We start from the raw sequence: 10,568 nt of genomic DNA on the forward strand, positions 1-10,568 counted from the left end.
ATAGTTGAGAATGGGAGGCGTTAGAATGTCTTTTACTACTTGATCCCCTGTCATGGAGTTATCACGGTGGCGGAGGCTATGGTAGCCCAGGCGGAGGACACGGCGGGGGCCCTGGCGGCAATCGCGAACCATTCGGCAGTGTGCAGGATGACGGCGATTACTTCATCCCGTCTTTCAGCCAATGGAGGAGTCCGGGGCAAGGATACCCTTTTCTAGGATCCAACTGACTCCAGATGTTAATTTGTACAGCAGGTCATGAACTGGAATTATTTGCATATGATTTTTACGTATCCTGATGTTGGCAATATATAACCGGAGGTGTGTGTATGAAGCTCAGAAGCGTAGACAACACGATTGTCGCTCTGATTGGCATTTGGTTTATTATCGCTCCCTGGATTTTCGGGTTCTCTGACGATAACGGCGCATTGTGGACCAGCGTCATTATCGGTGCCGTTCAGCTGATCGCCTCATTGTGGGCGTTCTCCAGTTCGGGATGGGGCTCCTGGCAAAATTGGATTTCGCTTCTTGCCGGAGTTTGGTTCATCGTATTCCCTTTCGTTTATTCCGTAGATACAAGCGCATTATGGACCAGTATTATTCTTGGTGCCGTAACAGTGCTTCTCAATTTGATCACGATGGGCGCCAAAGATTAAGCCCAAAGCAGAAAAGCCGCGGATCCGCGTACCTTAGAACAGCCCTTGTTGCAATCAACTTAAGTTCTTGTTTCTTCTAACTAAAAAATAAAAGCCAGATCAGCCAACACCAGGCACCATGAGCAAATGACTGCAGCCGAGAGCATAGCAAAGCGCAGGCTTGTCCCAATTATAAGGGAGGAACCTGCGCTTTTTCTTTTCTTGATCCTGTCCGTAAGGAAAGCCGGGCTGTTACGGTCGATATTTCTTTTCGCTGGAGGAGGAATCTTTGGTGTGCTCTTTATTCTGCTCGTCCTTCATATTTTCGGTTAAATCCTCCACGGGGATCGGATCCACGTTGCGTTCGCTTTCGAAGCGGTCGAACAGGCTTTCGCGCTCGGTGGCATACTGTTCCGGATGATCCATGTGTGCATGTTTTTCGTTTTCATCACGATTCACTGGCTCCTGCCGGTCCTTGTACTCCTTGTCCATGTTTCATCACCTCTTGGAGTACAAATACCCGGCTGCCCAAAAATGAATCACGCCCGAAAGTATGTACAGGCTATAGCATCCAAAGAAAGCCACCTGTCCCCGGCAGGACGCCGAAAACAGGTGAGCAAACTATATTTCTGTAGTCGTTATATCCAGAAAGAACGGGTAATGATGACCAACAAAATAAAGAGGACCAAAATTGCACCTGTCGATGCGAAAGGATTTACGCCGCAGCCATAACCTCAACGACTCCGCTCATTTCATTCCCTCCCTCCGGTTACTTGTTGGCTGGCGTACCGCTGGCGTAATAGGCATACCACAGCGGGTAANAGCCAAGCGAAGAATCCAGGTAAGAATCGATAAAGCTTGGAAACGTATAGATCATCAGGGTTCGGCCAGTCCGCTGCTTGAATTGGGTTCCCCACGTATTCACGATCTGGCTGATCCGCGCCTTGGTCTGGCCTTCCTTCGTTTCGATATCCAGCACAAACGGCAGCTTGAACGCGGACAGCCCTCCGGCACTTTCGATCACCTGAAGGAAATGATCCACTTCGTTCTTGACATCATCCGGTGAGGCCGCACGGGTAAAATGGTATGCCCCGACGAGAAGCCCCGCGTTTTTGGCGTCCTGCGCGTTGGCCCGGAAGCGGTCGTCGACGATCCGGGATCCCTCCGTCGCTTTAAGAAAGGCAAACGAATATCCCGCACCGCGGACCTTCTTCCAATCGATGATGCCCTGCCAATGCGACACATCTATGCCTTTGGCGTGGGTTGCACTCCGGCTTTGCACTGACAACACCTCCATTCGTATTACCTTTGCGGCATATATGGCTGATTGTAAGGTTATTTTATCCATATGTCATAAATGCACAAACGTATGGACAATCCAGACCCATTTGCAAAATGTGCTCCGGCCCGGCCCTTCCCGCGTAAAAAAAGAAGCCCTGTCAAATCAGAGCTTCTTCCCCGAAATTTAATGCTGAACCGGTTCCGCCAAGGGCCGATCGATCGTCAGTGTTTCCCTTGAGCGGCCTCGTTGATCCATGAGCCCGGATTCCCCGTGCTCACGGTATTTCCTCATCCATACCTTTAACCGGCCGATGTCGGCGATGCCTAATGCGGCAGCCACTTCTTTTTTGGTCATCCCTTGAAGACGCATATGTACGGCCTTCCGTTTGGTATCCAGGCTGTATGAGCTAAAAACTTGCCCCTTCTTGGCCATCCGTATCACCTCAACCTATATATCGGAAGGCAGGGCAACTTTTTCAATATTAACTTACCAGGTGAAGCCGACCGCTTTCAGAAATTCCCTCGCCAGCGTCATATGTCCGCGGGATCCAGGGTGGACACGGTCCCAGTTCGTAGCCAACGAAGACAGATAGACATGCTCCGACAACGCGTCGAAAGCAGCCTGCGTATCGACGAAGATGGCGTCAAATTCCGCGGCGACCTTTTTGACGACGGCCCCATAGACGTCCATCGTTGCACGCATCGGGTCGTTCACGTTCGGATCGAGGTAATATGGAGTCATCAAGACGAGCCCCTTCAGCCTAGGCCGTGTCGTTTGTACAAGTTCCCGCAGCGTCGCTTCATATTCGTCCAAAATACACATGCTGATCCGGATTCAGCGGATGGTCGAATTGGCGCCACACATCGTTGGTTCCGATCATGATCGAAAGCCAGTCCGGCTTCAGGTCGAGCACGTCGCTCTCCCAGCGCTCCTTCAAATGACGGACGGTATTTCCGCCGATTCCCGTATTCAGCACCCGGATGTTAAGCTGCGGGTATACCGCGCTCAGCAGCGCGTCGACTTGTGCGACGTAACCGCTGCCCAGCTGGCCGAAGCCGCCTTCCCCGACCGGCCGGACGCGGCCGCAATCCGTAATGGAATCCCCAATAAAGAGTAATGTATCATTTTGGCTCAGCTTCATCGCTCTAGTCCCTCTCCTTTTGCGTTCAGGCAAGTAATATGTGGATCGCAGTTCGCTTAGCAGTTACTATCATTCTATCACATTGGCGGGGACCGTCTATACCGAAAAGTCCCTTATTCTGTTCGGGATCAGGGGCGGAGATACCCCTGTTTGACCGCGTCGTCGATCAAGTGCTGAACCAGCGAATACAGGTCCGGCAGGTCCTCCTGCAAAAAAACGATCCGCGCCCGGACGCGGTCTGCCGCAACTCCGTGTTCCTGCCACGCTTTTCCCCCGGTAAAATAATTGTGAAGCAGCGGCTGAATCCGGTCCATGGCCGCCGCATAGCGCGATTCCAGGGTTTCCCGCTGCTCGAATTCGAGCCACAGGGCCAGCATTTCATCACGCTGATCGACGGGCAGAAGCCCGAAAATCCGCTTGGCCGCGACCATTTCCCGCTCGAATTTCCCTTCCTGGCCCTGCTCATCATAAGCGAAAGTGTCACCTGCATCGATTTCAACCAAATCGTGCACCAGGAGCATTTTCATGACCCGAAGCAGATTTACCTTCCGCTGATCCAAATGCTCCTCGAGCAGCCAGGCCATGAGCGTAATATGCCAGGTGTGCTCCGCATCATTTTCGTGCCGGGATTTGTCCATCAGGTACGACTGACGGTAGATCGTCTTCAGCTTGTCGATTTCCCTGATAAATTCGATCTGCCGGTTCAAACGTTCATTCATGGCTAACAACCTCCTATACGTTAGGACGAACATATCATATCCAACAGCCCATGACAAAACGGACACGCTTCGGGCATTCCCTGCAATTCTTTTCTTCTTTTAACAAAAAAGACCCGGCCATGGCCGGGACGCTTTCCTTCATCGCGAGAGTACGTTCTGAGAAGTCTGTTCTTTGAGCAGCCGGACATTACGTGAACATCCGGTAGACTCTTGCCTCATAAGGGCGCAGCCGCTCGGGTTCCATTCCGTCCTCGGGATAGTTGCCGATGATCAGCTCCCGTTTCATGCCGCTGTACCTGTCGTCAAGTTCAAGGATCGCAGCCGATTCCGAAAAATTCAAAGCGATAAGCCATATCACCTCGCCCAAAGTACGGGTATACGCATAAATCTGCTCGTTATCCTGCATCAGGAGCTGGTAATCCCCGTATACCATCACGGGATTCTGCTTGCGCAAAGCGATCAGCCGCTGATAATAGCGGAAGACCGAATCCGGATCGCTCATCGACGCTTCCGCGTTGATTTCCTTGTAATTGGGATTGATCCGGATCCAAGGCGTACCTGTCGTAAACCCGGCATTGGGCCCGGCGTTCCACTGCATTGGCGTTCTCGCATTGTCCCTTCCCTTGGTATGGATCGCCTCCATGATCGTTCCCGGATCCGCATTTCCCTGCGTGACCCGTTCCTCATACATGTTCAAAATTTCAATATCCCGGTAGTCCTCAATGCTGTTAAATTGGATGTTCGTCATGCCGAGCTCCTCGCCCTGATAGATGTAAGGCGTGCCTTTAAGCGTGTGCAGCAGCGTAGCGAGCATTTTAGCCGAAGGAACCCGGTATACACCATCATTGCCGAATCTCGACACCATCCGCGGCTGGTCATGATTGTTGAGATACAGGCTGTTCCACCCGTCCTCCGCCAGCCCGGTCTGCCATTTATGCAGCACGCCGCGCAGCTTCTGCAGCGTCCATGGGACCACGGTCCATTTGTCGCCGTCGCCCGCATCGACGTCCATATGCTCAAATTGAAACACCATTTGCAGCTCCTTCCTGTCCGCTCCGGTATACTTCAGAGCTTCTTCTACCGATACGCCCGGTGTTTCCCCAACGGTCATCACATCGTATTTCGACAGCACCTGCTCGTTCATCTCCCGTCAAATAGTCATGCACATGCGGGCCGTTCATAAAATAAGGGCTGCCGTCTCCAAGTCCGTCCTCCCCGTCGTCTGGAAGTCCCGGAACTTTGGAAATCAGGTTGATGACGTCCATGCGGAAGCCATCCACGCCTTTATCCAGCCAAAAGGTCATCATCTCGTACACTGACTGCCTGAGCTTCGAATTGTCCCAGTTCAGGTCGGGCTGTTTCTTTGAAAACAGGTGCAAATAGTATTCTCCGGTCGTGTCATCATACTTCCAGGCCGACCCGCTGAAAAAGGACCTCCAGTTGTTCGGCGGCGTATTCCCGCCTTTACCGGGGCGCCAGATATAATAGTCGCGGTAAGGGTTGTCCCGGGATGAGCGGGATTCCGCAAACCAGGCATGCTCATCCGATGTATGGTTTACGACCAGATCCATAAGCAGCTTCATTCCGCGTTCGTGCAGGCCGTCCAGCAGCTGCGTCCAATCCTGCATCGTGCCGAACTCGTACATGATCTCGAAGTAATCGCTGATATCGTAACCGTTATCGTCATTCGGCGACTTGTAGACCGGAGAGAGCCAGATGACGTCTACCCCCAGCTCCTGCAAATAATCCAGCTTCGACACGATCCCTTGAATATCGCCGACCCCGTCGCCGTCACTGTCTTTAAAGCTGCGGGGATAGATCTGATACACGACGGCTTCTTTCCACCACGTGCGTTCCATATTCGTCATTCCTCCCATTTTGCATATACACCGCCAATGCCATACTCGCGGCAGCAGAATTCCATCCTTCTATGCTTACCCCAACCAGGGCGGCCTATAACGAAACAGCGTGTAAACCGTTATCCGCTAAATTCCCAAATTCCATATGGAACAATTTAACAAAAGGGGTTATAGTACGATAGGGGTCTACCTTATTAAAAGAAGTTTCTATATGGACTATAGCGAAAGGCGGTACACAATGGATTCATTCATCAAAAAATTAGGCTTATGGATCACTGCCGTTCTGTTGATCGTGGTTGCCGGCGCCACACCTGCCTTGGCTGCATCCGCTTCCGGCTGGAATGTCAAACTGGTGAGCGTTCAGTTAGTTAAGAACGAGCATGTTGGCAATGAGTGGTATTACACGGCTTCTGTGAACGGTAAGGAAGTGGAGGAGGGCAGTTCCGTCACCCTCAAAAACGTAAGTTCGATCAACCTGTACACCTACGCCGAAGAACAGGACAAGATTCCGGACGAAGGCAAAGCCCAGAAATCGATTAAAGTCAGCACGCTGACAAAGAAAACCCAGCTGGTGGAGATGAAAGTGACGGTCACGGAGAACCGGGGCCGATATTCGGGAAACCAGGCCGTATGGAAATTCACCTTTCAAATTTCGAAAAATAAAACGGCTTGCAATCTTTCGGAGTCCTTGAATTCGTGCGAAAAAGGCTGCGGATCGTTCCCCCATGCTATAATAGAGTCACTATAATCCGAAGCATACGGGGTGGCATCAGCGCTATGACGACCAAAGAAACGAGAAACATCGGCATTTTTGCCCATATCGACGCAGGTAAAACGACCACGACCGAGCATATGCTCTTTGAGAGCGGCACGATCCGCACATTGGGCAGCGTGGATCAAGGAACGGCGCTGACCGATTCGCTCGAAGTCGAGCGGGAGCGGGGCATCTCCGTGCGTGCCGCCGCGACCACGCTCCATTGGAAAGGCATACATATCAACGTCATCGACACGCCGGGCCACGTCGATTTTCTATCCGAGGTGGAGCGGTCGATGCGCGTTATGGATGGGGCCATCCTCATCGTATCCGCGGCCGAGGGCGTTCAATCCCAGACGGAAACGGTGTGGCATGCGCTCCGATCCTTAAACATCCCGATCCGCTGCTCGATCTGCAGTGGCTTCCGAACGAGCGTGAGCTCCATCTTAAAGTGATGGGCTCCATCCAGCTCGAAATTTTGTCCAGTCAGCTGGAGAGCCGTTTTGGCCTGAAGGTCCGGTTCGGCCAGCCTTCCGTAATTTATAAGGAAACGCCGAGCCAATCCGGCGAAGGCTTTATCGCCTATACGATGCCCAAGCCGTGCTGGGCCGTGCTCCGGTTCACGATCGAACCGCTCCCCCGCGGGAGCGGCCTCGTATACAGCTCCCAGGTACGGAGCGAAGATCTGCTGACGAGCTACCAGAACGAGGTGGAGCGGCGCGTGCCGGAGGCCCTGCAGCAGGGGCTGCTGGGTTGGGAGGTCACCGACCTCAGGGTAACCCTCGTTGAAGGAGAGCATCATGTATGGCATACGCATCCGCTCGATTTTGTCGTCGCCACGCCGATGGGCATCATGAACGGCTTGGCCGCGACGGGCACGACCCTGCTGGAGCCGATGCTTCGGTTCCGCATCACCACCCCCGAGGAATACGGGGGCAAAATCCTCAGCGACCTGGTGCAGATGCGCGCGGAGTTTGAGCCGCCTTCCATCCTGCACGGACGCTTTATGGTCGAAGGCATCATTCCGGCGGCGACTTCGCTCGAATTTCCGGTGAAGCTGCGGTCCATGACCGGCGGCCGCGGCGTGATGGCTTCCTCTTTTGCCGGATATCAGGAAGCCCCGCCGGAAACCAATGCCGCCCGCCAGAGACGGGGCGTCAACCCGCTGGATCAATCGAAATACATTTTAAGCGTACGAAGCGCACTGTCGAGCCAATAAGCTGCTCGCTGCAGCCTGGCCCGGCGTTTTTCATAAGGAGGATTTATGTTTATTAAAATCGCCCTGTTTTTCATACTGGCCCGGCTGCTCGGAAACCCCTTCCTGGCCATTCTTGTCCTGCTGATCATCGTCTACTTGCTGGACAGAAAATTTGTGGGCATTTTTCCGAGCGTGACCAAGCCATTTAAACGGATGAACCGGATATCCAAGCTGAGAGCCCACGTGACGATGAGCCCCAGCGATGTCTCCTCCAAGCACGAGCTCGCCCGCCTGCTGATCGAACGGAAAAAGTATCCTGAGGCGCTCCGCCTGCTGGAATCCATTGAAACCCAGTCCGAGGATTCCGCCGAATATTGGGATGACCTCGGTACCGTCAAGCTCAAGCTGGGGCGCATTCAGGAGGGTGAACAGCACATCCTGCGCGCGCTTGAGCTGAACCCCCGCGTCAAATACGGCCGCCCTTATCTAAGACTGGCGGATATTTATAAGAGCACCGACCAGGCCAAGGCCGTGAGCTACGTGCAGGAATTCCAGCAGATCCAGTCCTCCTCCTGTGAGGGCTACTACCTGCTCGGAATGATGTACAAATCCCTTGGCCGGACCCAGGATGCCAAAGCGGCGTTCCAGGAATCGATCGATCTGTACCGGGCGCTGCCCAAGTACAAAAAGCGCCAGGAACGAAAGTGGGCCGTCCTCAGCATGCTTCGCAAGTGAGTGCGGGTCCAGACCAGCAAAAAAACAGACCCGATTGCCGGGTCNGTTTTTTTGTGCCAGGCTGCTTAGGCCAAAGGCCGGTACCCCAACGCGTTAAGCTGTTCCGCAATCACCCGATACCCCCTGCCGTTTGGATGCAGATGGTCAAGCGACAGCAGTTCCCTTTCCCTTCCCTGAAAGGAACCGTAAATGTTGGCGACCCCCAGGTTGCCGCCGGCGTATCCGTTTAAAAAACGGTTATACTGCTGTACCCAGTAACCCGCCTCTTCAACCTGCGGGTACGGGTTGTACAAGCCTACGGCGCGAATAATGTAAGGGCGCTGGCCCCCGCCTTTTAATTGGTTGATCGTGCGAAGAATTCCCGACACATTCGTTTTGCACTGGCTCAACGCTTGGTTGAAATGCTGGGAAGCCTTCGAGCCGAACGGTGCGCTTTTGGCCGCCCGGATCAGATCGTTTCCGCCAATAGAAATCGTAATGATCTCCGCCTGCTTGATCGCCTGCCGCATCGCCCCATTTCTGGAGATGTGCTCATACAAGCCTGACGTCGTCAACCCGTTTACGCCAAAAATTTTCATAAGATACAAAAGCTCTTACATGCTGTTCCGCCATTCCCCGATACACTGGAACAAAACCGTTTCCCGGCAAGGCTCCAAAACCGACGGTCAATGAATCCCCTATCGCAGTGTATGAATACACCAAAGCCTTCGCCCCCCTTCTGACTCATAAGCTGCTTACTGCAGTATATGTATCCGGGCCTGGGAGCGAAACGGGACCATGCGCGGGATTTTTGATTTTAAAAACCGGTCCCTATCCGGAACCGGCTCTCGTTATTTTCATCTTATATGCAGTTTTATTCCTCATCCTCTTCGGCTTCGTAAACGCAGCGGAAACGCTCCACTCCCGGGAACAGTTCGCCCAGGCTGTGCACCTCAAATCCGATGCTGCGGTAAAAGTCGACCGCCTCCTCATCCGTCTCCGCTACGACCCTGGCGGGCTTTTCCTGCGCCAGCACTTCAAGGATCATGCCCCTTCCGTACCCGAGCCCGCGGTTTTCCGGGATGACCGAAATATGGCGGATCAGCAAAGTATCATCCATCTTTTCAAAGCCGATCACCCCGACTAGAAGTTCCCCGTCTTCAAAACCGTACAGCTGCCAGGCGTCGTTGGCCTCGTACTGCTGGATCGCCTGCTCAATCGACCGGTCATCGGGAAAAACCGCATAGGAGATGAGCTCCATCGTCTCCGGCTTGCGTATGTAATTTTTGATATTTAACAGCATAGGTTCTGCCCCCTGTAAATTCACATTCACTGCTCTGCCCTATCATGGCAAAAAGAATTCTGTTTCGTTACTGTACCTTGTCTGCGCGTAAATTTCAACCGGACCGAAACTGCAGGGTGGGCCAGGATCAAGCAGAACCCCTCCTGACGTCTCCATGTCATCGCGTTTCCAACCCTAGCTTATTTGAGCGAAAAAAAGCCCCGGCAGCCGCTGGCTGTCATGGGGCAAAGGTTGATAGACCTCGTACTTCGATCAAATCGTTAAGCGGCTTATGAGGGATGCAGCTGCACGCACATCGGTTTTATCGGATCTTCTGTGCGGCAAACGTGATCAGGGAACAGCGAAAATCGATGCTGCGTCCATCCTTCACTTCCTCGATACTCTGCGGTACCACCCGTTCGATCAGGATGTTCCAATCCCGGTAATGCTGCTGAAGCCGCGCCATAGCGTCCTGCTGCGCCAAATTGGTCTCGATTAATCCCTTCCGAACTTCTCCGGTTACCCGGTCGACTTCCTCTACGTCCGTGCTCATGGTGATACAGTGGATCCCGCCGGTCCGCGTCCCGCGCTTCATCCGGTCCAGCACCCGTTCCAGGGCGTCACGCGAAGACGTATGCTCCAGTGCCGAGCACGCAATGATGTAATCGTAGGCATTCGCCTCGATCGCGTAATGCTCCACATCGGCGGCCTCAGATTCAACCAGCTCCTGTACACCGAATTCCACTGCATTTTCCTTAAGCTTGGCAGCGGCATCCTTCAATAGATCCACCCCGACCACCCGGCTCCGGGTTCCGCGCAACCGCTCGGCGACCGGAATCGTGTTGCGGCCAACGCCGCAGCCGAGATCCAGCACCTGCGCATCCTCGCGATGCTGGAGCAGCCGCTCCAGCATTTCCATGACGACCGGTCCCGGTTGAGCCATCCAGGTACCCTGTTCAAACAGATCGTTATCTTCGTAAAAGCGCT

General features: G+C 53.5%; 12 protein-coding genes and 3 pseudogenes. 5 read left to right on the top strand and 10 right to left on the bottom strand.

Going from position 1 to position 10,568, the window contains the following annotated elements; all coding sequences use genetic code 11:
* Positions 1–326: 326 nt before the first annotated feature.
* Entirely contained in the window at positions 327–653 is a 327-nt protein-coding gene (locus CPT76_RS17015) for an SPW repeat protein (RefSeq protein ID WP_105443685.1), read from the top strand.
* Positions 654–884: 231 nt separating this feature from the next.
* Here CPT76_RS17015 and CPT76_RS17020 read toward each other — a convergent pair whose 3' ends face one another.
* The 7 genes and pseudogenes from CPT76_RS17020 to CPT76_RS17045 all read right to left on the bottom strand — a co-directional run bounded on the left by CPT76_RS17020 (position 885) and on the right by CPT76_RS17045 (position 5,633).
* Complete coding sequence (locus CPT76_RS17020) at positions 885–1,124, bottom strand: hypothetical protein (protein ID WP_105443686.1); 240 nt, start codon at positions 1,122–1,124, stop codon at positions 885–887.
* A 146-nt stretch (positions 1,125–1,270) separates the two neighbouring features.
* Positions 1,271–1,354 (bottom strand): annotated as a pseudogene (locus tag CPT76_RS42150) (YjcZ family sporulation protein); the annotation flags it as partial.
* Between the two features lie 47 nt (positions 1,355–1,401).
* The gene (locus CPT76_RS17025; RefSeq protein ID WP_105443687.1) at positions 1,402–1,980 is read right to left on the bottom strand and encodes a glycoside hydrolase family 25 protein; all 579 of its coding nucleotides are present in this window, start codon (positions 1,978–1,980) and stop codon (positions 1,402–1,404) included.
* 117 nt (positions 1,981–2,097) lie between these two features.
* Complete coding sequence (locus tag CPT76_RS17030; RefSeq protein ID WP_076168349.1) at positions 2,098–2,346, bottom strand: helix-turn-helix domain-containing protein; 249 nt, start codon at positions 2,344–2,346, stop codon at positions 2,098–2,100.
* A gap of 54 nt (positions 2,347–2,400) precedes the next feature.
* Positions 2,401–3,055, bottom strand: a pseudogene (locus CPT76_RS17035) (SGNH/GDSL hydrolase family protein).
* A gap of 128 nt (positions 3,056–3,183) precedes the next feature.
* The gene (locus CPT76_RS17040) at positions 3,184–3,774 is read right to left on the bottom strand and encodes an HD domain-containing protein (RefSeq protein WP_089546510.1); all 591 of its coding nucleotides are present in this window, start codon (positions 3,772–3,774) and stop codon (positions 3,184–3,186) included.
* A 187-nt stretch (positions 3,775–3,961) separates the two neighbouring features.
* Positions 3,962–5,633 (bottom strand): annotated as a pseudogene (locus tag CPT76_RS17045) (glycoside hydrolase family 13 protein).
* Between the two features lie 238 nt (positions 5,634–5,871).
* Here CPT76_RS17045 and CPT76_RS17050 point away from each other — a divergent pair.
* The 4 genes from CPT76_RS17050 to CPT76_RS17060 are packed head-to-tail and all read left to right on the top strand — an operon-like array spanning position 5,872 to position 8,320.
* Positions 5,872–6,381: a hypothetical protein gene (locus CPT76_RS17050; RefSeq protein ID WP_308737602.1), complete on the top strand. Its 510-nt coding sequence runs from the start codon at positions 5,872–5,874 to the stop codon at positions 6,379–6,381.
* A 29-nt stretch (positions 6,382–6,410) separates the two neighbouring features.
* Positions 6,411–6,842 (top strand): GTP-binding protein, encoded by a 432-nt coding sequence (locus tag CPT76_RS39915; protein WP_258168547.1) that lies wholly within the window; start codon positions 6,411–6,413, stop codon positions 6,840–6,842.
* Positions 6,755–7,606 carry a translation factor GTPase family protein gene (locus tag CPT76_RS17055; RefSeq protein WP_258168548.1) on the top strand — a complete coding sequence of 284 codons (852 nt, stop codon included), beginning with the start codon at positions 6,755–6,757 and terminating at the stop codon, positions 7,604–7,606. Before CPT76_RS39915 ends, CPT76_RS17055 begins: the two co-directional genes overlap by 88 nt.
* Before the next feature lie 45 nt (positions 7,607–7,651).
* The gene (locus CPT76_RS17060; protein WP_105443688.1) at positions 7,652–8,320 is read left to right on the top strand and encodes a tetratricopeptide repeat protein; all 669 of its coding nucleotides are present in this window, start codon (positions 7,652–7,654) and stop codon (positions 8,318–8,320) included.
* A 65-nt stretch (positions 8,321–8,385) separates the two neighbouring features.
* On the opposite strand, the gene CPT76_RS17065 is transcribed toward CPT76_RS17060, so the two are convergent.
* The 3 genes from CPT76_RS17065 to CPT76_RS17075 form a co-directional block, all read right to left on the bottom strand.
* On the bottom strand, positions 8,386–8,898 hold the full coding sequence (locus tag CPT76_RS17065; RefSeq protein WP_258168549.1) for a GDSL-type esterase/lipase family protein: 513 nt from the start codon (positions 8,896–8,898) through the stop codon (positions 8,386–8,388).
* A gap of 275 nt (positions 8,899–9,173) precedes the next feature.
* Positions 9,174–9,602: a GNAT family N-acetyltransferase gene (locus CPT76_RS17070; protein WP_105443689.1), complete on the bottom strand. Its 429-nt coding sequence runs from the start codon at positions 9,600–9,602 to the stop codon at positions 9,174–9,176.
* Between the two features lie 301 nt (positions 9,603–9,903).
* A partial coding sequence (locus tag CPT76_RS17075) for a class I SAM-dependent methyltransferase (RefSeq protein ID WP_105443690.1) occupies positions 9,904–10,568 on the bottom strand: 665 nt, incomplete at its 5' end.

The sequence above is a fragment of the Paenibacillus sp. AR247 genome, assembly GCF_002968895.1.
Taxonomy (GTDB): Bacteria; Bacillota; Bacilli; order Paenibacillales; family Paenibacillaceae; genus Paenibacillus_AQ; species Paenibacillus_AQ favisporus.